The sequence below is a fragment of the Flavobacterium croceum DSM 17960 genome (genome assembly GCF_002917885.1).
GTDB classification, from domain to species: Bacteria; Bacteroidota; Bacteroidia; order Flavobacteriales; family Flavobacteriaceae; genus Flavobacterium; species Flavobacterium croceum.
Genome location: NZ_PQNY01000003.1, coordinates 91895 through 118557, shown reverse-complemented (window position 1 = coordinate 118557; position 26663 = coordinate 91895). Strand labels below are relative to the sequence as shown.

The 26663-nt window shown below is 31.1% G+C and carries 23 protein-coding genes; 13 read left to right on the top strand and 10 right to left on the bottom strand.

Features of this window, described 5'->3' with window-relative positions:
• The first annotated feature begins 10 nt into the window (after positions 1–10).
• Positions 11–2890, top strand: a complete 2880-nt coding sequence (locus Q361_RS03080; RefSeq protein ID WP_103725253.1) for a sodium-translocating pyrophosphatase — start codon at positions 11–13, stop codon at positions 2888–2890.
• A 59-nt stretch (positions 2891–2949) separates the two neighbouring features.
• On the opposite strand, the gene Q361_RS03075 is transcribed toward Q361_RS03080, so the two are convergent.
• The 3 genes from Q361_RS03075 to Q361_RS03065 all read right to left on the bottom strand — a co-directional run bounded on the left by Q361_RS03075 (position 2950) and on the right by Q361_RS03065 (position 8959).
• Positions 2950–5253: a hypothetical protein gene (locus Q361_RS03075; protein WP_103725252.1), complete on the bottom strand. Its 2304-nt coding sequence runs from the start codon at positions 5251–5253 to the stop codon at positions 2950–2952.
• 110 nt (positions 5254–5363) lie between these two features.
• A complete protein-coding gene (locus tag Q361_RS03070; protein WP_103725251.1) occupies positions 5364–8051 on the bottom strand; it encodes a carboxypeptidase-like regulatory domain-containing protein in 2688 nt (895 codons plus the stop codon).
• A gap of 77 nt (positions 8052–8128) precedes the next feature.
• A complete protein-coding gene (locus Q361_RS03065; protein WP_103725250.1) occupies positions 8129–8959 on the bottom strand; it encodes a GLPGLI family protein in 831 nt (276 codons plus the stop codon).
• A gap of 190 nt (positions 8960–9149) precedes the next feature.
• Here Q361_RS03065 and Q361_RS03060 point away from each other — a divergent pair, with 190 nt between their 5' ends.
• Together Q361_RS03060 and Q361_RS03055 are read left to right on the top strand one after the other, a co-directional pair.
• Complete coding sequence (locus Q361_RS03060; protein ID WP_103725249.1) at positions 9150–10613, top strand: sensor histidine kinase; 1464 nt, start codon at positions 9150–9152, stop codon at positions 10611–10613.
• Positions 10600–11274, top strand: coding sequence for a response regulator transcription factor (locus Q361_RS03055; RefSeq protein WP_103725248.1), 675 nt, complete (start codon positions 10600–10602; stop codon positions 11272–11274). The genes Q361_RS03060 and Q361_RS03055 overlap by 14 nt, the downstream gene beginning before the upstream one ends.
• 9 nt (positions 11275–11283) lie before the next feature.
• On the opposite strand, the gene Q361_RS03050 is transcribed toward Q361_RS03055, so the two are convergent.
• Positions 11284–12180: a GLPGLI family protein gene (locus tag Q361_RS03050; RefSeq protein ID WP_103725247.1), complete on the bottom strand. Its 897-nt coding sequence runs from the start codon at positions 12178–12180 to the stop codon at positions 11284–11286.
• Positions 12181–12295: 115 nt separating this feature from the next.
• On the opposite strand from Q361_RS03050, the gene Q361_RS03045 reads away from it, so the two are divergent.
• Positions 12296–13081 carry a hypothetical protein gene (locus Q361_RS03045; RefSeq protein ID WP_103725246.1) on the top strand — a complete coding sequence of 262 codons (786 nt, stop codon included), beginning with the start codon at positions 12296–12298 and terminating at the stop codon, positions 13079–13081.
• A gap of 1 nt (position 13082) precedes the next feature.
• A complete protein-coding gene (locus tag Q361_RS03040; protein ID WP_103725245.1) occupies positions 13083–13697 on the top strand; it encodes a deoxynucleoside kinase in 615 nt (204 codons plus the stop codon).
• A gap of 89 nt (positions 13698–13786) precedes the next feature.
• Here Q361_RS03040 and Q361_RS03035 read toward each other — a convergent pair whose 3' ends face one another.
• Genes Q361_RS03035 through Q361_RS03015 form a run of 5 tightly spaced genes read right to left on the bottom strand, consistent with a single transcriptional unit; the run spans position 13787 to position 16987 of the window.
• Positions 13787–14578, bottom strand: a complete 792-nt coding sequence (locus Q361_RS03035) for a TPM domain-containing protein (RefSeq protein ID WP_103725244.1) — start codon at positions 14576–14578, stop codon at positions 13787–13789.
• Complete coding sequence (locus Q361_RS03030) at positions 14575–15015, bottom strand: TPM domain-containing protein (RefSeq protein WP_103725243.1); 441 nt, start codon at positions 15013–15015, stop codon at positions 14575–14577. The genes Q361_RS03035 and Q361_RS03030 overlap by 4 nt, the downstream gene beginning before the upstream one ends.
• Entirely contained in the window at positions 15015–15620 is a 606-nt protein-coding gene (locus Q361_RS03025) for a LemA family protein (RefSeq protein ID WP_103725242.1), read from the bottom strand. The genes Q361_RS03030 and Q361_RS03025 overlap by 1 nt, the downstream gene beginning before the upstream one ends.
• Before the next feature lie 54 nt (positions 15621–15674).
• Complete coding sequence (locus Q361_RS03020; protein WP_103725241.1) at positions 15675–16007, bottom strand: MerR family transcriptional regulator; 333 nt, start codon at positions 16005–16007, stop codon at positions 15675–15677.
• Entirely contained in the window at positions 16007–16987 is a 981-nt protein-coding gene (locus tag Q361_RS03015; protein ID WP_103725240.1) for a M23 family metallopeptidase, read from the bottom strand. Before Q361_RS03015 ends, Q361_RS03020 begins: the two co-directional genes overlap by 1 nt.
• A gap of 224 nt (positions 16988–17211) precedes the next feature.
• On the opposite strand from Q361_RS03015, the gene alaS reads away from it, so the two are divergent.
• From alaS to Q361_RS02980, 7 genes are all read left to right on the top strand, one after another.
• Positions 17212–19860 (top strand): alanine--tRNA ligase, encoded by a 2649-nt coding sequence (gene alaS, locus Q361_RS03010; protein WP_103725239.1) that lies wholly within the window; start codon positions 17212–17214, stop codon positions 19858–19860.
• 58 nt (positions 19861–19918) lie between these two features.
• On the top strand, positions 19919–20743 hold the full coding sequence (locus tag Q361_RS03005; protein ID WP_103725238.1) for a hypothetical protein: 825 nt from the start codon (positions 19919–19921) through the stop codon (positions 20741–20743).
• 96 nt (positions 20744–20839) lie between these two features.
• On the top strand, positions 20840–21784 hold the full coding sequence (locus Q361_RS03000) for a GSCFA domain-containing protein (protein ID WP_103725237.1): 945 nt from the start codon (positions 20840–20842) through the stop codon (positions 21782–21784).
• Between the two features lies 1 nt (position 21785).
• A complete protein-coding gene (locus Q361_RS02995) occupies positions 21786–22460 on the top strand; it encodes a DUF4230 domain-containing protein (RefSeq protein ID WP_103725236.1) in 675 nt (224 codons plus the stop codon).
• Between the two features lie 71 nt (positions 22461–22531).
• Positions 22532–22804: a hypothetical protein gene (locus Q361_RS02990; protein WP_103725235.1), complete on the top strand. Its 273-nt coding sequence runs from the start codon at positions 22532–22534 to the stop codon at positions 22802–22804.
• Between the two features lie 39 nt (positions 22805–22843).
• Entirely contained in the window at positions 22844–24763 is a 1920-nt protein-coding gene (locus Q361_RS02985) for an ATP-binding protein (RefSeq protein WP_103725234.1), read from the top strand.
• Positions 24764–24770: 7 nt separating this feature from the next.
• Positions 24771–25415 carry a response regulator gene (locus tag Q361_RS02980; RefSeq protein WP_103725233.1) on the top strand — a complete coding sequence of 215 codons (645 nt, stop codon included), beginning with the start codon at positions 24771–24773 and terminating at the stop codon, positions 25413–25415.
• Positions 25416–25466: 51 nt separating this feature from the next.
• Here Q361_RS02980 and Q361_RS02975 read toward each other — a convergent pair whose 3' ends face one another.
• The gene (locus Q361_RS02975) at positions 25467–25730 is read right to left on the bottom strand and encodes a GlsB/YeaQ/YmgE family stress response membrane protein (RefSeq protein WP_103725232.1); all 264 of its coding nucleotides are present in this window, start codon (positions 25728–25730) and stop codon (positions 25467–25469) included.
• A 227-nt stretch (positions 25731–25957) separates the two neighbouring features.
• On the opposite strand from Q361_RS02975, the gene Q361_RS02970 reads away from it, so the two are divergent.
• Positions 25958–26659, top strand: coding sequence for a hypothetical protein (locus Q361_RS02970; protein WP_103725231.1), 702 nt, complete (start codon positions 25958–25960; stop codon positions 26657–26659).
• Positions 26660–26663: the final 4 nt, after the last annotated feature.

Below are 26663 nucleotides of genomic sequence, written 5' to 3'. Positions count from 1 at the left end.
TAACTTAAATATGAATGAATTTATGATTTATGTGCCTATAGTAATGGCATTAGTAGGTCTTGCATTTATGGCAATCAAAGCGTCTTGGGTAAACAAACAAGATGCTGGTGACGACAAAATGCAAAGCATTTCAAAAAGTATTCAAGAAGGTGCTATGGCATTCCTTAAAGCAGAATACAGAATTTTAGCAATCTTTGTGGTTATTGCTTCAGTTGCATTATTTGCAGTTTCTCAATTTTCAGGTGCTTCACATTGGATGATTGTAGTTGCTTTTATTTTTGGTGCTATTTTTTCTGCTTTGGCAGGAAATATTGGTATGAGAATAGCAACCCAAGCCAATGTAAGAACTACACAAGCAGCCAAAACAAGTTTGCCACAAGCATTAAACGTTTCGTTTGGTGGTGGTACAGTAATGGGCTTAGGTGTAGCAGGATTAGCAGTATTAGGATTAAGTTTATTCTTTATATTTTTCCTTAACCAATTTATGAGCGACACTTCTAAACCATTCTACGATAATATGTCTATGGTATTAGAAACTCTAGCAGGATTCTCTCTAGGAGCAGAATCAATTGCTTTGTTTGCTCGTGTAGGGGGAGGTATATATACCAAAGCTGCCGATGTAGGAGCCGATTTAGTAGGTAAAGTAGAAGCAGGTATTCCAGAAGATGATCCACGTAATCCAGCCACTATTGCCGATAATGTTGGTGACAATGTAGGAGATGTAGCTGGTATGGGTGCCGACTTATTTGGTTCGTATGTAGCTACAGTATTAGCTTCTATGGTATTGGGTAACTATATCATTAAAGACATGAAAGAAGCAGGAACTACTTTAACAGAATTTAATGGAATGGGACCAATCTTATTACCATTAGTAATTGCTGGTATAGGAATTTTAGCTTCAATTATTGGTACTTTCTTTGTAAAAGTAAAAAATAACGATGCAAAAGAAGCACAAGTACAAGGTGCTTTAAACTTAGGAAATTACATTTCTTTAGCTTTAACAGTTGTTGCTTGTTGGTTTTTAATAGGTATGATGTTGCCAGAAAAAATCAACATGAACTTCTTTGGAGAAGGTGTACGTGAAATACCAAGAATTAACGTGTTCTACGCTACTTTAGTAGGTTTAGGTGTAGGATTGTTGATTTCTGCTATTACAGAATATTTTACAGCACTTGGTAAAAAACCAGTTTTAAATATTGTTCAAAACTCATCAACAGGTGCAGCGACCAATATTATTGCTGGTTTAGCAACAGGTATGAAATCAACTTTTGGTTCTGTAATTTTATTTGCGGCTGCTATTTGGGGAGCTTATGCTCTAGCAGGATTTTACGGTGTTGCTATTGCTGCTTCAGCGATGATGGCTACTACAGCAATGCAATTAGCCATTGATGCTTTTGGTCCAATTGCAGACAACGCGGGTGGTGTTGCCGAAATGAGTGAATTGCCAAAAGAAGTACGTCAAAGAACAGACGTGTTAGACTCTGTAGGAAATACAACTGCAGCAGTAGGAAAAGGATTTGCTATTGCTTCGGCTGCGCTAACAGCGTTAGCATTGTTTGCTGCCTATGTAACCTTTACAGGTATAGATGGTATAAATATTTTTAAAGCCGATGTATTGGCTGCTTTATTTATTGGAGGTATGATACCTGTAGTTTTCTCTGCTCTTGCTATGCAATCTGTAGGGAAAGCAGCTATGGACATGGTAAACGAAGTGCGTCGTCAGTTTCGTGAAATACCAGGTATTATGGAAGGTACAGGCAAACCAGAATACGGAAAATGTGTAGATATTTCTACCAAAGCTGCTTTACGTGAAATGATGTTGCCAGGTGCTATAACGATTATAACTCCTATATTATTAGGCTTATTTATGGGAGCAGAGGCTCTTGGAGGTTATATGGCAGGCGTTTGTGTATCGGGTGTACTTTGGGCTATTTTCCAAAACAATGCTGGTGGTGCATGGGACAATGCTAAAAAATCTTTTGAAGCAGGTGTTGTAATCAACGGCGAAATGACTTACAAAGGTTCTGATGCGCACAAAGCAGCTGTAACAGGTGATACAGTTGGTGATCCTTTTAAAGATACTTCGGGGCCATCAATGAATATTTTAATTAAATTAACGTGTTTAGTAGGTTTGGTAATTGCACCACTATTAGGTAATGGTCATGGTAATGAGTCTTGTAAAAAAGAAGGTTCGGCTTGTTGCTCTGAAATGAAAGAAGGAGAAATGAATGGTAAATGCGACATGAGTAAATGTGCTACAATGAGTAAAGGCGAGTGTGCTAAAATGTGTGACTCATTAGGTTGTTCTGCCGATCAAAAAGCAAAATGTATGGCTATGTATGACGAAAACGGAAAATACATAGGCGAGGGAACAGCAACATCAAAAGTTGATGCAGACGGTAATTATATTTATGATTTAGGCTCTGTTGGAGAGATAAAACTTCCTTCAGGAGCTGTTTTAAAAGTAGGAGAAGTTTCTTCTGAGAAAAAATTGTTTTCCTTTTTATCTGATGCTACAGCCAAAGTTGATGCCGATAAAACTAAAGGTTGGATTTCGCTAGACAGAACTTATTTTAAATTAGGTAAAAGTGAATTAACTGAAAAATCGAAAGAACAAGTAGATAATATTGCTAAAATTTTAAAAGATTTTCCAAAAGCTACTATAAAACTTGGAGGTTATACAGACAATACAGGTTCGGTAGATGCTAATAATAAAATTTCTGCTGAAAGAGCAAATTTTGTTAAAAATGAATTAGTAAAAGCAGGTATAGCAGCTTCTAGAATTTCTGCTGAAGGCTATGGTCCGCAACACCCTATTTGTGCGGCTAATGATACTAAAGAATGTCAGGCTCAAAACCGTAGAGTAGATATTAGAGTTACAAATAAGTAATACTTATTTTTCTATAGTATAAAAAATGGCAGTCTATTTATAGACTGCCATTTTTGTTTTTAATATGTGCCATTTTTCATTTTTTCCAAAACACTTTCATACTCTTTAGTACTGTAGGTTTTGTCAATTTTCTTAGCCAAATCTATTGCTTTTTGTTCTGTTTCTATTGCTTTTTGTTTTTGTCCATTTAAATACAGTAAATTGGCATAAGTGTCTATCGAATAATGCGATTTTGGTTCTAGTTTTAAAGATAACTCGCTCCATGATAAAGCTTTAGAATAATAACTCTGATTTCTATCTTCTACCACTTTCCATGCTACATTGTTTGATAAACTACCAACACTTTCTTTATAATAGTCCCAAGATTGATGTGTGCCTTCTATTGAAAATTTTTGGTCTAGATTTTCAATAATCGATTGTTTATTGTTTACTATAGAATTGTAAAATTCTTCATAAACTTCAAAATATTGTGCTCTATCTTTATCTTCTAAGAAGTATAACAAATCTGAAACACTTTGATACGTATTTCCAGACAATTTTATGAAATTTTTATAATCATTTAAAATAGCATTTTTGTCTGTTTCTGATACAGTTTGAGCGTATAAATTACGTTGAAAGTATTGGTTTAAACTATTCAACATAGTGTTATACTTCAAATCATTTGGGTCTTCATTTAAAATACTTGTACTATGTTTTAATAAGTACTCTACATATTTTTTGTCTGATGTTTGATAACTTTTGTTTTCATCATAAAGATTTTCTACAACACCATATTCTAGTTCACGTAGTGCCAATATTGCAAAATCTTTGTCGTAATTGCCTGTGCTTAAATATTGGTTGGCAATTTGATTCCATTTGCTCGCTACCAAAGATTTTTCTGCTTTTAGTTTATAGATGTTTTCTTTGTCTCTAAAATCATAATTATTGGAGTACACTTCTGCTGCAGCACTATCTACGGCAACGGCGGCAGCTATTGCAGCTCTATCAATATTTTCACGTTGTTCTTGGTCTCCGCTTTTATCTTCTACACTTATTGTTTTAACAGGTATTGGTGGTGGTACTGCATAGTCTTCAACAACATTTTCTGGAGTATTATGTGCCGCATCTAAAGAGGCTAATGCTTTCTTGGTTTCTTCTAAACTAACTTTTTTATTAGATAATATTTTGTCCAATTGCTCTTTTTTATCTAGTTGTTGTAACCCATCATAAAAACTACTCCATGTAGAAAACAATTCGTCATTAGCATTCAAATTACCATTTGTATGATAAAGCAAGGTGTTATTTTTATTAAAAAATAGAATTTCTACACCTTTTTTAGCATATTTATCGTACAATGCTTTATCTTGTTTTGTGTTGGCTAGATAGAAATTAAATTTATCCATTTCTGCATCATATCCATCATACATTTGGTTGGATATAGATTGCTCGGAATCTTTTATAAATTCATCAAAACTATCTTTTGCATCTTTTGAATTGTCAAGTACTACAACCAAATATTTCGATCCTTTTTCTAGTGTTTGAATACCTTCTTTATACGAACCGATTTTGGTATGCTTAAAAGTGTAGGGAGGTTTGTAATCGCCATCTATTTCTGAAACAGCTACAGTATCTACCTCTACACCATAATCGTCGTACGGGTTAGATTTTTTGCCTACATACGAAAAGACTTTAGGGTTTGTAACTTCAATAGGTAAAATGCTATTTTTAGTTTCAGGAAGATTGGTTTTTTCTATAAATTTTATCGGTTTTCTACCTTCGGTAATCACTACAGAATTTTCTTTTTCATCATAATATCCTTTTAATTTTATAGATTTCATAAAACTGGTAGAATATCCTACTGAAATATTTGTAGTATTTTGTGGAATAGCATATTTTTCAACAATACTTTCTTTATAGCTTTCTTCTACAAAATATATAAAGGCTGCTTTATCAAATTCTGCACTGTAAATGGGGTTTGTTTCTCTATAGTCTTCATCTTCGATATGAAATGCTTCTGCAAAAGTTTGATATTTTATTTCTGAAGTAGGCGTTTCTTGAAAACCAATGTATTTATTAAAAGTATTGTATCGAAATCTATTGGAATCTAATTTAATAGAAATGGTTTTCGATTTTGAATTGTCACCAGAAAAATCCAATAAAAAGGTTGGTCTTCCGTCGTTTTCTGTTTTAAAATAAAGAGAATCGTTTTTTATTTCATAAGTACCCAATATATAAGTTAACGAAAATTGATTGTCTTCAATTTTTAAATTAATTCTTGGTCCATTGGTTTCTTGAAGAATATAATCTCCATTTTTAATTTTCTTTTCTTGAGCAAAAATAAAACTCGAAAAAAGTGTAAGTGCTAAACAAATTTTGAAGTTCATAAAAAATAAAAGTTTACTATTTTAATGTTTAAATATACAATTATAAACGTGAAAATGGTTACAAAAGTATAGGTTTGTTAAAATAGTAAACTTATAATATAATTACACCGTTATAAATTGTATTTTAATCCAAACAATACATAACGAGGTTGTACAAAATATTGCGAATTTGATATAGCAAATTGATTAAAACCGTTGTCATTTAAAGACTTAGTGTTTAATATATTTGTAGCTGAAATTTTATATTCCCATTTACTATCCTTTTTTTGATAGGTTAAACTCGATGATAAAAAATCATATTCGTTGTTTACTTTTTTGTCTGTTGTATAATAATGGTAAAATTCATACTCGGCTACAAATGCAAATCCATTTAAAAAGAAGTAATCTAAGCGAGCAAAAGGTTTATCGGTATAAAATTTTGCGGTAGAGTTTTTATTCAATATATATGTATAACCTAATTCTATATTAGGAATTTGTTTAAAATTGGTTGCAATTTTTGCAGTATAATTTTGAGTAAAACTTTCGGTGCTATTATTTAATCCCGAAATGATGTTGTAAAATTTATTCCATGAAACATTTGCACTTAGAGAACCTTTATAATATTTCAAAAATGAGCGTCCGTATTGCCCCATTGCCATGAATGATTCGTCGGCAAAATTAGAATTGTAAGGTGTTGCAAACTGGTTTACGCCATTAAAATTGGCTATAGATTTTATAGCATCTACTTGTTTGGTATAAGTAGCATTGGCAAATATGTTTTCCATATTAAACATATTGTATTTAAAATAACGTAGCGAATGTACTTGCGAAAGCGAATTTTCTAAGTTTCTGTTACCTCGAAATAAACTACTGTAACTTCTTACTATAGCACCTTCTACCAATTGGTTAATGTCTGTAAAATTGTTATTTAATGAAAAATTATAAGTTAAAGATTGCGATTTTTTTATTTGATATAAAGCAAAAAAGTCGGGTAAAACACGTGTGAAATTACGTGAAAAAACGGTTGCCAATTGCTGGTTGTTCATGGTGTAGTAATGCAGACTTACACCAGGATTAAAGGTGAATTTACCCCACAAAATTTTGTAGTGCATTGCCATAAACACATCATTAAAATTGTATTTTACCTGATTATTGTTTTCTGGAGCATTCAAATTATTGACCAATGAGTTGTCTAATACTTGAAAAATATGACTGCTAAAATTTTGGTGAGAATTTGTATTTCCAACAGTAATATTCAAATTGCTTTTTGGTGTTAATACATAATAATAATCTAGCTTGGTATCTATTTTATTGGTAGTAACTATTCTATTTTGATTGATGTTATTTCGCAATTGCCCCGATATATAATCGGTTAAAATAAATGGTTGGGTTTGTAAGTTGGCGTTGTAAAATGGATCTTCATTTTGATATAAGTGTTGAGCTTCAAAAGCAAAGATATGTTTGTCGCTTAATGTATAATAAGTACCTAAGTTTTGATTTATAGAGCTAGGTTTTTGCGTTTTATTGGTGTAAATAGTCTCATTATTTAATACAGAATTAGTAATAGATTGTCTAAATAGATTACCATATTCATTTTGGTTGGAAAGTTTACCCAATACATCGTAATCTACTTGTAATTTTGTGTTTGGTTTATAGCTAGCACTTAATTTTAGCAATCCAAAATTATTTTTTTGGTGTGTGTTTACTTCGTTGTTTTGTTGAGCATTATTGGCTAAATAAGTAGTTTGACTATTGGTTTGTATGTCGGTAATAGAAGAATTAAATATTCCAAAACCACTTATATTCATTGCCTTTGATGGGTTGAATGAAAAATTGGCTGCGCCAAACTTTGTGTCTATATTTTTGGCTCTATTGTTTCGCATAAGCAAAAAACCTAAATCGTTGGAAGAAACATTAAAAGTACTTCCACCTTTTGCCATTACATTTCTAAAACCTCCAGTCATTTTAAAATAATCTTGCATGCTAAGTGGTAATTCGCCAACATTGTTAAAATTGGAAATAACATTCAAGCTGTATTTTGGAGAGTAGTAGAATATTTTTGGGTTTACAATATAGCGCTCTTCTTTGTGAGCTACTCCTGTAGAAGCTGAAATATCACCGAACCAAAAGTTTTTTTTACCTTCTTTTAGTTTAATATTCATAGCAAGATTATCTTGATTGTTTTCTACTCCTTTTAAGGCGCCTACTTCGCTAAAATTGCGCAATACTTGTACTTTGTCTACAGCATCGGCAGGTATGTTTTTTACGCCCAATTTTGTGTCGCCATCAAAAAAATCTTTGCCTTCTACCATAAGTTTTTGTACTTTTTTGCCTTCTACTTCTACTTCTCCGTCGGCATTGACCTCAACACCTGGAAGTTTTTTAAGTACATCTTCAAGTTTTTTTTCTGTTCCTACTTTAAAAGAATCTGCATTGTAAATAAGAGTATCTCCTTTTATAGAAACAGGCATTTCGCGTACAATTTCTACTTCATTAAGAGTATTAGACGCTTGCTCTAAAATGATGTTTTGAGAAATATTTGTAGTACTTGTTTCTATTACAAACTCTTTATTTTGCATACCTATATAACTTACTTTTATTTTATATGAAGTATTAGTTTTTAAATTCAGTACATACCTTCCTTTGTCATTGGTAATACAATAGGCATCCATGCCTTTGGTGGCTGTATTTAGGGCTACTACATTTGCCATTTCCAAAATACCTGTTCCTTTTTCGCTTACAATGCCCTCCATTTTAATGGATTGAGCGTAAATTTGACTTGATATAAAAAATATTAAAAATGATAAAATTTTGTTCATTGTGTGTACATTAATTTAGTATTTGACAAAAAAAAGGGTAAATTGTTACTGAATACATTGTTAAATTTGATAAAACATTATTGTCTAATTTCAATAATTCCGTTTTCATTCATCATACTTTTTAGTTTTTTTTCTTGTATACCCTCAAATTCTTTTTGTGTTACTTTTTTACCAGTAGTAGGCTCTTCTATCTTAATTTTTTTGGTAGGATTTAAAACAATTTTATTACAAATATAAGTCGTTTGTGATTCGTGTAACTCTAATATTAACCCTGGTAAACCCCAGTATTTTTCTGGGCCATTTGATATAGGGATTTCGGGAGTATACCAAGCCTCTATAACTGTTTCTTTGGGTTCTTCCATTTGAAAAAAACTTAATTTTCCTTCGTCTTTTTTCTTTTTGTATGCTTCATAATCGTTTTTTTCTTTATTTGATACAGGAATTATAAGTTTTGCTTTGTGACACGAATATTCGCCTATCATTTTTTGATCTTTTTCTAAAATCCAATGATAAGATTTCAATGAATCTTTAACTAAAAATTCTTTATCAAAAAAATCTTCTTCAGCTATATAAACTTGTTTTTTAGTATTCTTATATAAGGTGCTTCCATTTCCATTTGAAAATACAATTGCTATTTGATTTTGATTGGGAGATGGTTTTTCCAATGTTGTCTCTTCTTTATAAACAGATTCATGGTTGTCAAATTGCAGAATATAATTTTTTTCGAAAGCTTTGGCTAATTCTTTTTGCATTTTTTCTTGCATTTCGCCTGTAAAATCTTTGCTCTCTATTTTAATATTCTTCATTTGAGTTTTTGATGAATAATAGGCAATCCCCTGTAGTTTTTGAGAAAAAACAAATACAGAAACAAGCATCAATAGAACGGTAAGTGTTCGTTTACTTTTCATAATAAATTATTTTTCATGTTATATTAGGCAAAGTAAATAAATGACTTTTAAACCAAAGGTTAAGTAGTGTTAATGAGTGTTAATGATTGTATGTTGAGGTATAATCTAATTATCTTTGAGTACAATATTTATAAAATTACAGTAAGTAATAAACTTGCTTGCGTTGGCTAATAAAGATAAATGCTATTACATGACCTTAAAAAAAATTTCTTTTATAAATTGGATTACAGTTATTGTACTCGTATCTATAGTTTTTATTCAGTTTTTTTGGATAAACAAATACTTTGAAGAAGACAGCAAGAAAACTCTAGAAAATATACAACTAAAAATAGAGAATGTTATCGATAAAAGTATTTTGGATGTAGGATTAGAAGCGTTTAAAAAAGACAAATTTTCTAATAAAGTTTTTGTTTATTCAGATAGTGTTTATTCTAAAAGTATTAAAAAAGAAAGTTATAATCCTACTAAAAAATTAAAACTTGGTAGTAAAATAAATAGCCCAATAACTATTAGTAACATAACCATCACAATAGATTCTAATGATAAAAAAGTAAATAATGTAAATAAATCCAATTTAAAGATTGAAAAGCCTAAAAAAGAAGTTGTAAATACTGTTTTTGATACTATTGCAATTACTATAGATGATCGAAAACTGATAACAAACATAAATAAGGGTATTGCTGGTTTATGTAATACTATTGATTATCAAATAATAGTCCGCGAAAACGATTCAATACTAAAACTTTACAATTCATCTACTAATACATTTGATACTAAAGTCGCTGTCTTTTCCAATAAAATTAAACTCGATAATACTTTTGGTTTAACAAAGAAAAATGTTGAGTTTAGATACAAATCTACTTTGATGAATTCTTTTATTAAGAATACTTATATCATATCATTCTCTATTATAAGTACAATTGCAGTAATACTTTGTATAGTTTATTTAAGAAACATTATTCGTAAACAAAAACAGCTAGACCAAATAAAAAATGATTTTATTAGCAATGTATCACACGAGTTGAAAACGCCAATAGCAATTGTAGGGGTAGCGCTAGAAAGTATAATAAGTTTTAACAACGATAATAATCCTGATAAAAAAAGGCGTTATATTTCTATGGCTCATCAGCAACTAAAAAAGCTAGAGTCTATAGTAGAAAAAATATTAGAAACCAGTAGTTTAAATACTAATTCTATACGTTTAAACTTAGCAAACACAAACGTATCTAACATTTTACATGATGTAATTCAAGAGTACAGCCTATTGCTAGACACTAAACAACTAAACTGTACTATTGAAAATGATATTTTTGATGATATTGATAAATTCCATTTTAAGAATGTGTTCGGTAACTTGCTAGAAAACGCTATAAAATATGGAGGTAATAAAATAGATATTACTTTATTTTCAAATAAAACAAAATGGTGTTTACAGGTAAAAGATAATGGTACAGGAATTCCAAAAAATGAACACAATAGAATATTTCAAAAATTTTACAGAATATCATCTAAAAACGTTCATGATGTAAAAGGTTTTGGCATTGGGTTGTACTATGCAAAAAAAATTGTAGAAAAACACGCAGGAACAATTGTTTTACAATCTACAAATATTGATACTACTTTTATAGTAAGCATTCCGTATGAAAAAAATTAAGATTTTATATGCCGAAGATGAAAAATCACTAGGCACAATAGTAAAAGAAAGCTTAGAAACACGCGCATTTGAAGTTCATCTTGTAGAAAATGGCAATGATGCTTTAGAAGCTTTTTATTCTGCAAGCTTTGATGTTTTGGTTCTTGATGTAATGATGCCCAAAATGGATGGTTTTACACTCGGAAAAAAAATCAGACAAATTAATCATACCATTCCTATTATTTATCTCACAGCAAAATCTCAAACACAAGATGTTATTGACGGATTTTCTGCGGGAGGTAATGATTATATACGAAAACCTTTTAGCATAGAAGAATTAATTGTTAGAATTAATGCTTTAGTGGCAAGAAGTAGTTCTAAACCTCAAATTATTGGAATAGGAAATTATACTTACCATACCAAGTCACAAGAATTATATTTTGAAAGCACAAGTATACCTATGACTTATAGAGAAACCGAAGTGTTACATTTATTAACCTTAAACATTAACGAAGTTGTACAAAAAGATATACTTTTAACAAAAATATGGGGTAAAGCAGATTTCTTTAATGGAAGAAGTTTAGACGTATTTATAACTAAATTGAGAAAAAAATTAAGCCTTGACCCAACTATTAAAATTATAAATTGTAGAGGACAAGGCTATAAGCTATTTGTAGTTTAGAGTTATTAACTATCTTCCCATTCTTATTTCCATACGTTTGCCTCCCTGCCCTTGATTCATTTCTCGAAACTCTTCCATTTTTTTTAAAACTGTTTCGTCGTAATCTTTCTGAGAAATTTCTTTTCCATTGGTGGGTGCTTTAATATCGGCTTTCTCTTTAGGGTTCATTACTAATTTTGAACATAATATGGTGGTTCTTCCATCGTTTACTTCTAGTATTAAACCAGGTAATCCCCAATATCCTTCAGGGCCTTGGCTTACAGGTATTTCGGTTGTATACCAAGCGGTAAGGGTAATTTCTTTTGGAATATCTACTTCGTCTAAAAAACTTGTCTTTTTTGTTGTTTCTTCTGTAGATTTTTCTTTTTCTTTCGTGTCTTCTTTTTTAAGTCGGAAATTTTTAAAATCTGTTTTACTTACAGGTACTACTGCTGTGGCTTTATAGCACATATAACCACCAATTTCTCTTGTCTCGCCACTCATTTGCCATTTGTAGTTGGTGAGCGTATCTTTTACCAAAAATTCTTTACCCATAAACTCTCGATCTACGGTATATTTTTTGTCTTTTATGTTTTTATAATAAGTTCCTCCAGCTCCCATCATGTTACTCATCATTCTAAAACCTCCTTGTTGCTGTCCTGGTGTATCTAGTTTTTCTTCTTCTTTGTAAATTGACGATTGCATATTAAAATGTAAAATGTATGTTTTTTCAAACATTTTTTTCATACGTTCTTCAATCATTTTTTGCATTTCGGGCGTAATATCTTTATTGCCTTGAAGTCTGCTTTTAAACTCTGAAGTGCTGGTTTTAGACTCATAAACGGCCATTCCTTGAAAATCTTTTTGTGCAAAAGTAATTCCAGATACAAATAAGAGTAAAATCAATAAAATAGGTAACTGTTTCATTATGTTTATATTTTGTACAAATATGTCTAAATGTAAAAAGCTTTGTTACCAATAAATTGTTAAAATATTCACGCTCAATATATTTTTTATATTTACTTTATTGTAAATTAGCTACATGAAGAATGTTATTTTTAGTGTACTGCTTTATTTTTTGATTTCATTTTCTTGGGCTCAAAACCTAAATTATTACCAAAGTAATGCGGTAAAAGTAGTAGCCGATACGTATTATGGTACAGATGTTTTGGGTAATTATTACTATTCTAATGCTTCAATTTTATACAAAAAAACCAGCGATAAAATATTTAGCTATCAAAATGTTTCTTTAGGAAAAATTTCTAGTGTAGATACGCTTAATCCATTGTTGATTGTTGTGTTTTATGCCGATTTTAATAGTTGTGTTTTACTCGATAATCAATTTAATGAAATAAAAACCATTAACTTCAATCAATTGCAAGAGCCACTTTTACTATCTCTTTTAGGGCTATCGAGTCAAAATGAGCTTTGGTTTTTTGATACACTTCAACAAAAAATAGGTTTGCTTAATTACAACACGTTAAGCTATCGATTTATTTCCAATCCAATTGAAAATAATATTGTACATTATGCCAATAACTACAATTATTTTATTTGGTTTGATAAGTTGAATAAACTGCATACACTAAATAGATTTGGAGTAATAGATAATTTAGAAAACCCTTATCCACAAAGCCATATTATATTGGGTAATACTGATGATGTAATTTTTTATGATGATTTGAAGATGGTATATTACAACTTACAAAAAAGACAAATACAAGATATTTATGTGGATAACTTTTTAGGTAAAAACCTTTGGCTCAAAAATGGAATTTTATCTACTTTTACAAACCAAGAGATACTAACTTTTCAAATAAAAAAATAAAATGCATATAGCAGTTGCGGGCAATATTGGAGCAGGTAAAACTACATTAACAAAATTTTTGGCAAAACATTTTAAATGGGAACCTCATTTTGAAGATGTGGTAGACAACCCTTACCTTGACGATTTTTATCATCAAATGGAGCGTTGGAGTTTTAATTTACAAATTTATTTCCTTAATAGTAGATTTCGTCAAGTTTTACAAATACGTCAAAGTGGTAAAAAAATTATTCAAGACAGAACAATCTATGAAGATGCTCATATTTTTGCACCCAATCTTCATGCTATGGGTTTAATGACCAATAGAGATTTTGAAAATTATAGCTCACTTTTCGAACTTATGGAAGGCTTGGTAGAAGCTCCCGATTTACTTATATATTTGCGTAGTTCGATACCCAATTTGGTGAAACAAATACATATGCGTGGTAGAGAATATGAAAATTCTATTTCTATAGATTATTTAAGCCGTTTAAACGAACGCTATGAAGCTTGGATACAAACATACAACAAGGGCAAGCTGCTAATTATAGATGTTGATAATATTGATTTTGTAAACAATCCAGAAGATTTAGGAGATATTATAAATAGAATTGACGCCGAATTGAATGGTTTGTTTTAAATATATATTTTATAAAATTTAAAGGCTGCACTCAAAATTAGTGCAGCCTTTTTTATAAGTATATTTTATATAGAATTATTAATTAGAATTTACCAACTACCTCCAGCTCCGCCTCCAGAGAAGCCACCGCCGCCAAAGCCGCCACCAAAACCTCCAGAAGATCCACCGCCAAAGCCACCACTACCAAAACCACCACCAAAACTTCCACCTCTTCCCATACGGCTTAAAATAATGATGTCGCTTAAATCTGGCCCAGAAAACCTACCAGAATTACCATTGCCACCGCCTTTACTTTTTGATAAAATGATGATAATAATGATGAATATAAAAATAAAAACAACTATCGGAAAAATACTGCCATCACTATTGTTTTCTTGGCGTGTACCTTTGTAAGTTCCTTTTAAAACATCTATAATAGCAGAAGTTCCTTTGTCTAATCCATTGTAATAACTACCTGCTTTAAATTCGGGTACGATTTCGTTTCTTACTATAGTTCCTGTAATACCTGCGGTTAATTTATCTTCAACACCATAGCCAGGTGATATCCATATCTTTCTTTCATCTCTAGCCAGCAAAATCATAACGCCGTTATCGTTTTTTTCACTTCCTCCTACACCCCACTGATGTCCCCACTTTGGAGTGAGTAAACCAATATCTTCGCCTTTTAACGATTCAATAGTAACCACTACTATTTGTGTAGAAGTAGTATCGGCATAGTGAATTAACTTTTGTTCTAGTTGGCTTTTTTCAGAATCACTAAGCAATTTTGCATAGTCGTATACCGAAGTTTGAAAACTAGGTTTTTCAGGTATTGTAAATTGTGCCTTTGCAGCAATCGAGACTAGAAGCAAAAAGAAACTAAAAAGGATAGATTTTTTCATTCTCCAAAAGATATTTCGTTGCTCAACTCATTTGTATCATTGGTTTGATAAGGAAAATGAATTTTTAATTGTTTGCCAGCTTCTGTAATTCCTTGTACCAATCCTTCTTTAAAGTTACCATCTCTAAAATGTTTTTGCATGACATCTTTGGTAGTATTCCAAAAATTATCGGTTACTTTTTCATGTATGCCTTTGTCGCCATAAATGGCAAACGTTTTGTCTTTTATGGCAACATAAATAAGCACACCATTATGCTCTTGAGTAGCGTCCATTTTAAGCCAATGAAACACTTCTATAGCACGTTGTAATACTGTTTTTTCAGAAGATTTTTCTAGATGCACTCTTATTTCGCCAGAAGTATTAAGTTCGGCGAGTCTAATGGCTTCTACAATTTCTTGTTCTTCTTCTTGGGTAAGAAAAGCTTCTACTTTAGACATTATTTTTTGTCTTCGGTGTTTTTATCAAAGTTAAATTCTACTTCGGGTGCTTTTTCAGCTCCAGCTTCAGCTTTAAAATATGGTTTTTCTTTATAGCCAAACCATCCAGCAAAAATATTATTAGGGAAAACACTTACATGATTATTATAAGGTTTAACAGCCTCATTAAAACGTGTTCTAGCCGTTAAAATTTGATTTTCTGTACTAGCCAATTCATCTTGAAGTTTTCTAAAGTTTTCGTTTGCTTGTAAGCTAGGATACTGTTCAACAGTTACTAGTAACCTAGATAATGCACTTTGATTTTGACTAAATTTATCGAGTTGTTCAGGAGTAATATTTGTAGGGTCGATTACTGTTTTAGTAGCTTCAGAACGAGCTTTTATTACAGATTCTAAAGTTCCTTTTTCATATTCAGCGGCTCCTTGTACAGTTTTAACCAAATTTACAATCAAATCATTTCTTCTTTGATATGCAGTTTCAACATTACCCCAAGCTTCAGAAATATCTTGATTTAATCGAACAGCAGTGTTGTTAATTCCTTTAAAATAGAAATATCCGAATAGTAAAAGGACTCCTACCAAAATCCAAGGCAAAAATTTTCTCATAGTGTTTGTTTTTTAAGTTATATTAATTTGTGTTTGTTTTTACAAAAACCGTACCTAAAGTTGATTTTTTATTTTTAATAATTCGGCTTTTATGGTTTCTAGTTTATGGATAATTTCAAAATTTTCTAACGTTTTTTTCTGATTATCTTTTAAATATGTTTTAGCGCCATCTAGTGTAAAACCTCGTTCTTTTACCAAATGGTATATCAATTGTAAATTTTTGACATCTTCTTTTGTAAACATTCGGTTTCCTTTGGCATTCTTTTTAGGTTTTAATATATCAAACTCTTTGTCCCAAAACCGAATTAAAGAAGCATTCACGTCAAAAGCTACGGCAATTTCGCCTATACTATAGTAAAGTTTTTCAGAAGGTAAATCTATATGCATTAGTCGAGCGATTGGTTTTCTTGATTAGCAATTTTTGAGATAGCCACATATTCTACAGCCGATATATTTCCGTAGTAAAAATTAATAGGATTCACCACTTTACCATCCTTATGAACTTCATAATGTAAATGTGGTGCTTGACTTCTTCCTGTACTTCCTACCAAACCAATAACATCTCCACGTTTTATGCGTTGTCCAGGTCTTACTTTGTAACTACTTAAATGAGCATACAATGTTAAATACCCATATCCATGTTCTATTTCTATATGATTTCCATACCCCGATAGCGAATTATCTGCCTTTCGCACAACGCCATCGCCTGTAGCATAAATAGGTGTTCCTGTTGGTGCCGTAAAATCCATGCCTTCGTGCATTTTTCTTGCTTTTGTAAAAGGATCACTTCTATAACCAAACCCAGAAGCCATGTGCTTTAAATCTTCATTTTTTACAGGTTGAATAGCAGGTATAGCACTCAATAATTTATCTTTAGATTTTGCCAAACGCAATATTTCGTCAAGCGATTTAGATTGGATAACCAATGCTTTTGTCAATTCGTCTACTCTTTTTGTGGTAGAAATTACCAAGTCTGAATTGTTAAAACCTTCCAATTCTTTATACCTATGAGCATCAATAAAACCCTCTCTACGTTTTTGCTCGGTTATGGGAGCACTGTTAAAATAAACCCGGTACAAGTTGTTGTCGCGATCTTCTATAGCTGTCAAAACCTCGTCAATATTATCCAATTTACGTTTAATAATCGAGTAATTTATTTTCAAATTTTCTATTTCTCGATGCTGAATTTTATCTTTTGGAGTTTCCAAAAATGGAACATTCATAAACAAAACAAAACACAAAAAACCAAATAAAGCCGACGATACTAAGAACAGTAAAATATAACCTATTTTTTTTCTTTTTTTGGTTTTTAGTTTCCTAAAAGCCAAACTTTCGGGGTCATAATAATACTTAACTTTTTTTGCCATTTTATAGAATTTCCAAACTAAAACTAAGTGCTTTATACACTTATACGAACAAATTTAAGAAATGTTTCAAACTAAATCTAATTTTATTTTTTTAGAAGCGAAACTTTTGGCATTTTTGTAGTCCATTTTCCTGCTATTGCCCATAGTCTTCACTTCGTTGCGAGCTATTTGGCGCTATCAGGGCTATAAGAATAAACCATTTTAATTTCTGTAAACAAAAACACATGAAATCGCAAGACATTCGTAAAGCATATTTAGATTTTTTTAAAAGCAAAGAGCATTTAATCGTTCCATCAGCACCTATTGTATTAAAAGACGACCCAACCCTTATGTTTAACAATTCGGGAATGGCACAGTTTAAAGAATATTTTTTGGGCAACGGAACACCAAAAAGCAAACGAATTGCCGATACCCAAAAATGTCTTCGTGTTTCGGGCAAACACAACGATTTGGAAGATGTAGGTTTTGATACCTATCACCACACTATGTTTGAAATGCTGGGCAACTGGTCGTTTGGTGATTATTTTAAAAAAGAGGCACTGGCTTGGGCTTGGGAATTTCTTACCGAGGTTTTAAAACTTGATAAAGACCGTTTGTATGTTTCAGTATTTGAAGGAAATCCAGCAGAAAATGTTCCTTTTGATCAAGAAGCCTTTGATATTTGGAAACAATACGTTGCAGAAGATCGTATTATTTTAGGAAATAAAAAAGACAACTTTTGGGAAATGGGCGATCAAGGTCCATGTGGTCCATGTTCAGAAATTCATATCGATTTACGTTCAGATGCCGAAAGAAATGCAGTTTCAGGTAGAGATTTAGTAAATGCCGATCATCCGCAAGTGGTAGAAATTTGGAATAATGTTTTTATGGAATTCAACCGTAAAGCCGATGGTTCTCTAGAAAAATTACCTGCGCAACACGTCGATACAGGTATGGGATTTGAGCGTTTGTGTATGGCAATGCAAGGCGTTACTTCAAACTACGACACCGATGTTTTTACACCACTAATTGAGAAAATTGAACAAATTACAGGTTTAAAATATACACCTAATAATGTCATTCTGAACGATAGTGAAGAATCTCAAGAGCAAAACAAAATCAATATTGCTATTCGTGTTATTGTAGACCATGTGCGTGCGGTTGCTTTTGCTATTGCCGATGGACAGTTGCCATCAAACACAGGTGCGGGTTATGTTATTCGTAGAATTTTGCGTCGTGCCATTCGTTACGGATTTACATTTTTAAACAAAAAAGAACCTTTTATCAATGAGCTGGTAGCTGTTTTAGCTACTCAAATGGGCTCATTTTTCCCAGAAATAAAAACACAGCAAAACTTGGTAACTCAAGTAATTCGTGAAGAAGAGACTTCTTTTTTAAGAACATTGGAGCAAGGATTACAACTTTTAGAAAAAGTAGTTGCTGAAACAACTGGAAATGAAGTTAAAGGAGAAAAAGTATTTGAATTGTATGATACTTTTGGTTTTCCAAAAGATTTAACGGCTTTAATATTAAAAGAAAAAGGCTATACGTTTAATGAAACCGAATTTGATACAGAATTAGAAAAACAAAAAGCACGTTCTCGCGCCGCTTCCGAAGTTTCTACCGAAGATTGGAACGTGTTGGTTGAAGGCAATGTAGAACAATTTGTAGGCTACGATCAAACCGAAAATGAAGTAAAAATTACACGTATTCGTAAAGTAGACTCAAAAAAAGATGGAATATTGTATCAAATAGTGTTAGATAGCACACCGTTTTATCCAGAAGGAGGAGGGCAAGTAGGCGATAAAGGCACATTGGTTTCAGCAAATGAAACCATCGAAATTATAGACACTAAAAAAGAAAACAATTTAATCTTGCATTTTGCGAAGCAATTACCTCAAAATCTAAATGCTACGTTCCAAGCCAAAGTTAATACAAAATTACGTGCTCTATGTGCTAGTAATCACTCGGCTACACACTTGCTACACCAAGCTTTACGAACTGTTTTAGGAACCCATGTTGAGCAAAAAGGCTCATTGGTAGCTCCAAATTATTTGCGTTTTGACTTTTCTCATTTTTCAAAAGTAACAGATGATGAATTACAGCAAGTAGAAAACTTTGTTAATGCCCGTATTCAAGAGCATTTGCCTTTAATAGAAAGAAGGAGTATTCCTTTTGCACAAGCTATTGAAGAAGGTGCTATGGCATTGTTTGGCGAAAAATACGGCGACAATGTGCGTGCTATTAAATTTGGTGATAGTATGGAATTATGTGGCGGAATTCACGTAAGCAACACTGCAGATATTTGGTATTTTAAAATAATTTCTGAAGGAGCTGTAGCGGCAGGAATTCGTCGTGTTGAAGCTATTACAAACCATGCTGTAAAAGAGTTTTTTGCACATCAAGAGCATTTAATTGCTTCGGTAAAAGAAGCATTAAAAAATCCACAAGATGTTGTAAAATCGGTAGTTTCATTGCAAGATGAAAATTCCAAACTCAAAAAACAAGTAGAGGCATTATTAAAAGAAAAAGCAAAAAGTTTAAAGGGAACATTAGCTTCACAAATACAAAATATACAAGGTGTAGACTTTTTAGCCGTTGAGGTAGATTTAGATGCTACAGGCGCTAAAGATTTAGCTTACGAATTGGGGCAAAACAAAAATAATTTGTTTTTGGTTTTGGCTACAGTTACCGAAGACAAGCCCATGCTTACCTGCTATATATCTAAAGAATTAGCAGAGCAAAAAGGACTTAATGCAGGGCAGGTTGTACGCGAACTTGGCAAATACATTCAAGGTGGCGGTGGCGGTCAGCCATTTTTTGCAACCGCTGGCGGTAAAAACCCAGCAGGTATTAAAGAAGCTCTTGACCAAGCAATAACATTTTTAAACTAAACTTAAATACCTAATAACTCAATAATTTAGGTACATTTGTAAAAAAGTAAATATCAGTATGAAAAGAGTTTTAAATTTCTTGATTGTTATAAGTTTGTTTTTTGTTTCTTGTAACGTAGAACCTGTTGATAATGGTTTATTGGAAACATCAAATAATAACAGTCAAAACCCTAATAATCCAATCACACCTACGCCAACGACGCCTGTATTAGTTACAAAAATTATAGAGACATTATCAAATGGTGATATTGAAACTACCAATTTTACATACAACGGGACAAAAATCTCTAAAATGACAACGATTACTTCAAATTCAATTGAAGAGACTAATTATGTTTACACAAACGATTTAATAACAAAATCGACCTATTTTTTAAATGGTGTTTTAACAGAAACTACAAATTTTGAATATAATACAGATTTGAAGTTGATAAAATGCACTTATATTCAGGGAACAACGGTTGAAATAACAGATTATGTTTATAATGCAAACAATACAGTATCATTTATAACACAATCTGGAACAGATGTTTTAGCAACAGGAACTGTTTATCTATTTAATAATCAAGCGTATAAAAAGACTGTTGTGTTTGACCCAGGTACAACAAACGAGTATACAGAGACCCAAGAAACTAGTTTTGACAGCAAAACAAATCCTTTTATTAATGTTACTGGGTTTTCAAAATTAGATTTAGAAACACCTTCAGAAATTGTTGGTTTCTCGGGTGTTTTTAACAACCCTATAATGCTTAAAAGAGACAATGTGACAAATGATACATCTACATATACTTACAATTCAAACAATATGCCCTTATTGGAAGTATATACCGATTTAGTAAATCCTAATTGGAGTGCTACATATCAATATTTTTATAATCAATAAACAAGATAAATAAAACTATTTAAATCCCTATAGTGCAAACTATTGGGATTTTTTGTTAGAATAAGAATAATACTCTTTTTAAAGCGTAAAATAAATATGAATTTTACTACTCCAATTTTTATACAAAAGCCAACATCTACGGTTAATTATGACTCAGAATTATTGTTGTTGGGTTCTTGCTTTGCAGAAAACATTGGAGCAAAATTTGAATACTTTAAATTTAAAACCATTATAAATCCGTTTGGAATTATTTTTAATGCAGTTTCATTAGAAAAAATAATGAAAAGAATTGTTTTTAAACAGTATTTTACAAAAAATGACCTTTTTTTTCACAACGATTTATGGCATTCTTTTGAGGTTCATTCGCAGTATTCTAACACCGATAAAGAACAATTTTTACAATTTTTAAACAAAATTATTGTAGAAACTCACAATCAATTAACCACTTTATCGCATTGTATTATTACACTTGGAACCTCTTGGGTTTACCACCACAATCAATCAAATACTATTGTAGCCAATTGCCATAAGATTCCGCAAAAAGAGTTTACCAAGCAATTGCTTTCGGTAGATGAAATAACGCAAAGTTTAAAAAATACTATAGCCTTAATACACTCAATAAACCCAACTATTGAGTGTATTATTACCATTTCTCCTGTTCGTCATAGCAAAGATGGTTTTTTTGAAAATAATGTAAGTAAAGCTCATTTGTTTTCTGCGGTTTACCAAATGCTAAATCAGCAAAAAATATATTATTTTCCTTCGTATGAAATAGTGATGGATGAACTTCGAGATTATCGTTTTTTTGAAAAAGATATGCTTCATCCCAATGCTCTTGCTGTAGATTATATTTGGAAAAAATTTACCGCTGTTTTTTTTGTGCCCGAGACTATAAAAGTTATGCAAGATATAGATGCAATACAAAAAGCACTCCAGCATAAACCATTTAATCCTACTACCGAAACGCACTTAAATTTTCTAAAAAATATTGAAAAAAAAATAGCTACATTAGCATCTAAAATTCCGCATTTAAAATTTTAAAATGGCACAGCAAGATACTACCGAACTCAACAAAACAGTAACCAATTTGATTAATAAATTAAGTTTATCGGGTAAATTTATTATTTTACTTTTGATAGCCATAATCATTTATTTGGTATACCAATTAAAAACACAAAAAGAAAATTCATCTGTAGAATACGATACAGCCTTAATACAAGAACAAATAAAAAATGTAGGAAAATTAGTCGTAACAGAAGGACACTTTTCGGAAGTAATGACCTACAAAGATTCTAAAAAATATTTAATGGATTTTATATCTTTTGATAAAAAAGCTTTGGTTGTAATAAATGCAGATGTAACCGTTAGTTTTGATTTAAGCAAAGTAAAATATGATATAAATGCGCCTCAAAAAACAGTAACGATTACCAATATTCCTGAAGAAGAAATCAAAATTAGTCCAGATATTAAATACTACAATGTAGATCAAAGTACATTTAATGAATTTACAGGTCAAGACTACAATAAAATAAATAAAATAGCCAAAGAAAATCTTGCTAAAAAAATAGAAAAATCTACATTAAAATCTAATGCTAAAAATAGATTAGTGAGCGAACTTTCAAAGATACTTATCGTTACTCGTTCTATGGGTTGGAAATTGGTTTATAATGGGCAAGCCGTAGAAACAGAAAAAAGTATTCAGCAATTTGCAGGTTAAATACGCATTTTTGCGTATAGTACTATTAAAGCTTTTAATTCAATTTTGTAACTGAATTAAGGGCTTTTTTTATGGAAATTTATTTCGCAATATTTTCGGTGTTGTTTTTTATAGTTTGTGTCAAGCTTTATCTTACCAATAGTAAACTAAAAAATCAGCATCAAAAAAACATACTTGAGTTGCAAAAAAGTGTTCAAACTTTATTGCAAAATCATGAAAAATTATCTCAAAAAATTACTATTTCTTATCAATACAAAATCTTGTATCAACAAGAAATGGAAATGCTAGGTAGAGAAATTTTTTTGCTACAAAAAATGCTATTCAAAGAATTAAACAAGCAATAATTTTTTTAACTTAGAACACAAAAATTCAATATAATACCCATGAGAAAACTTTTCTATATTGTATTTTTAAGCACTTGTTTGGTTTATGCACAAAACTTTCAGCAAGAAATAGCTTCATTAAAACATAAATTAAAATCGAGCAGTAGTATAGAAAAAACAACACAACTCTATTCAGATTTGACTTGGAACTATATTGATGTTTCTCTTGATTCTGCTTTAGTTTATGGCAACAAGGCTTTAATTTTTGCTCAAAAAACAAAAAAACCAATACTTATAGCCCAATGCTATTCCAATTTAGGAGGTGTATATTTAAGAAAAGAAGATTTTAAAAAATCTGAAGAAGCGTACAAAAAAACAATACAATTAAGGCAAACTACTAAAGATTTTGAAGGCGTTGCCAAAGCAAAGATTAATTTAGGCAATGTCTATGCGAGCAAGCAAAACTATATACCTGCTACAAAATATTTTATAGAAGCTATAGCTTATTTTGAAAACAAAAACGATACTATTGCAAGCCTAACTAAAGGCAATTTGGGATTGATTTTTATGGAAATGAAAAATTATTCTAAAGCCATAAAATACCTTGAAGAATCAACTTTTTTTCTCAAGAAAAGCAATATGAAGCAAGGTTTATGTCATACCTATTTATCGCTAGGTGATGCTTCTATAGATCAAAAAGATACTTTAAAAGCTTTAAAATATTATACAGAGAGTTTAAAAAATTGCAAAGATTGCCGCGATAATTTAGGAATATCTACTTTAAACCAACGACTAGGCGATTTACATAATGCACAAGGAAATTCGGCCAATGCAGCACAATGTTTTGCAATAGCCGATAAATTGCTTAAAGAATTGAACTCTGAAGTAGAAAAAACAAATTTACAGCTATCAAAATCTCAAGAATTAATCAATAAAAAGCAGTATGATGAGGCAAAAAAATTGCTTTTGCAGATAAAAAAAGTGCATCAAGAATATGGTTCTGATAGATATTTGGTAGAAACCTACAAAAAGCTAACATGGATTTACCTTCATCAAAATAATAAAGATAGTACCGCATATTATTTTAATAAGTACACCATTTTAAAAGATGAAAAACTTAAAGCTACAGTATTAAAGCAAACATCAGAACTAGAAACAAAATACCAAACAGTACAAAAAGAAAAATTACTACTTAAAAAAGAAGCCGAAAACAAAGCGAAAACAAATACTATAGCAGGACTAAGTATGTTAGCCATATTTATTACTATAATAAGTGTTTTGCTTTACAGGCAGCAAACATTAAAAAACACCCAACAAAAACAAGAGTTTGACCTTAAAGAAGCTATTGCGCATATTGAAACTCAAAATAAATTGCAAGAGCAAAGACTTGCTATTTCTAGAGATTTGCACGATAATATAGGTTCGCAGCTTACATTTATTATTTCTTCTGTAGAGAATTTAAAATTTGGTTTTCCAAATATAGATAGTGCTATAAAAAATCATCTCACAAAAATTAGCGATTTTACCAAAACGACTATGGTAGAATTGCGCGATACTATTTGGGCTATGAATTCGCAAGAAATAAGTTTTGACGATTTAAGTGCAAGAATTTATAATTTTATAGAAAAAGCTCAGTCGGTAAAACAAAATATAGTATTTAAACTAGATATCAGTACAGAATTAAAGCAAACAAAATTGAGCTCATTACAAGGAATTAACCTGTATAGAACCATACAAGAAGCCACAAATAACGCTATAAAATATGCACAAGCCAACCATATAAATATTACAATAGGTAGTGTACAAGAGAAACTGGTTATTCGTATTACAGATGATGGATTAGGATTTGATATAGAACAAGCCAATTTAGGGAATGGTTTACTAAATATGAAAAAGAGAATAGAAGAAATACAAGGAGATATTTCTATAAAATCTCAACTAAACAAAGGAACACAAATAGAAATAAATTTGCCAAAATAGCAACAATATGATTAGAGTAGCAATAGTAGATGATAATGTGTTTTTGCAAAAAGCGATTCAAGATAAATTAATGTTTTTTCCAGATGTAGAAATCAAAGTAAAAGCTATTCATGGTCAAGATATTTTAGAAAAATTGCAAAAAAGCCATCATCTTGATTTAATTTTAATGGATATTGAAATGCCTGTTATGAATGGTATTGAAGCTACACAAAATATAAAAAATAAATATCCGCAGATAAAAATAATTATGCTTACTGTTTTTGACAACGATGAAAATATATTTAATGCTATAAAAGCAGGTGCCGATGGTTATTTTTTAAAAGAAGTAAATCCGCAAGAATTATACAATGGCATAAAAGATACTCTTTCGGGCGGAGCTGCCATGACACCTTCTATTGCCCTTAAAACGTTGAAACTTTTACGAAATCCAATTGTTTTTGAAGACACCAAAACGGAAGAAATTGTTCTTACCAATCGTGAAATAGAAGTGTTGGAACAATTAAGCAAAGGTTTAAAATACAATACAATAGCCGAAAATTTATTTCTTTCTACAGGCACTATCCGTAAGCACGTAGAAAACATATATACCAAACTACAAGTGCACAATAAACTAGAAGCAATACAAAAAGCAAAAAACAACAAACTTTTATAAAAAAATGCTTCCGAAAACATCGGAAGCATTTTTAATGTTAAACATACATCATTAAGATTTTTTTGTAATAGCATTATAGGCATACAAAACAATAATAGCGCCTACAACAGACATACCCATATTGTAAAAACTAAAAATTTCATTGGTAACACCTTTGTCAAATAGTAAGTTTCCTAAAAATCCGCCTACTACACTACCAATAACACCAATAATAATTGTTGCAACCCAACCTTGACCATCTGGTCCTGGTTTTAAAAATTTTGCAATCACACCTGCAATCAATCCAAATAGGATCCAAATAAGAATGTTTGTCATAATTAATTTTTTTTGGTTAGTTATGTTTGAATAACAATGAGTTATTTTCAAAGTTAATAAAAATTAAAGTACAACATTCTATTTTTTGTAGTTTTTTTATTGTTAAAAAAAGCATAACAAAAAATCTATCTCTTTGATATCAATATAAATACGTAAAAATGCGTATTTCCTAGTGTTGTGGTACTAGATACTTTTACAATATTAAAATAACCTAATACTTAAACACTATGAGAAAATCAGTTTTATTCATTGGATTGTTTCTATTAACAGTACAATATCATGTAGCACAAACAAATAAAGTAAGTTTTAAATTTAATTTTGGTTCTACTTTTTCAAAACCTCAAGATGATTTAGCAAAATCGTATGGACAAGGCAACTCATTACAGCCTGCATTATCTATGGAAGCAGCCTATATGCTTACCTATAGCAAGAACACAAAATTTGGAGTAAAATTAGCAGGCGTTGCAGGTTACGATATGAGCAATATTTTAGCGCACGATGCTTTAAGTCAAGTAAAAGTATCTATACCAAATGTAAGAGCTAGAATTTATCCATTTTCTTATGATGGAAAATTAGATGATGCTTTTGAAAAAGTAGCCCCCGAAGGTTTACCATTCATGCTAGAAATTCCAGTTTGGATTGCTATATATTCCTCAATTAATAGTCTTCATTTTGATTACGGAACTGGATTTGCTACACTCACCGAAAAACCTTTTATAGACGAATATACTTTTGCCGAAACCCAAACAACTCGAACAATGACTTACACAGGGTGGGGTGTACAACCTCAAATTTATACTTCAGAATCTGAAAAATGGGTTTGGAATGCCATATTTGACTTCGGAAAATATAAATGGACAAATAATGCTGGAGGCACATCTTCTATAAAAAGCAATATGCTTGGTTTTGGATTTTCGTATAAATTTTAAATAA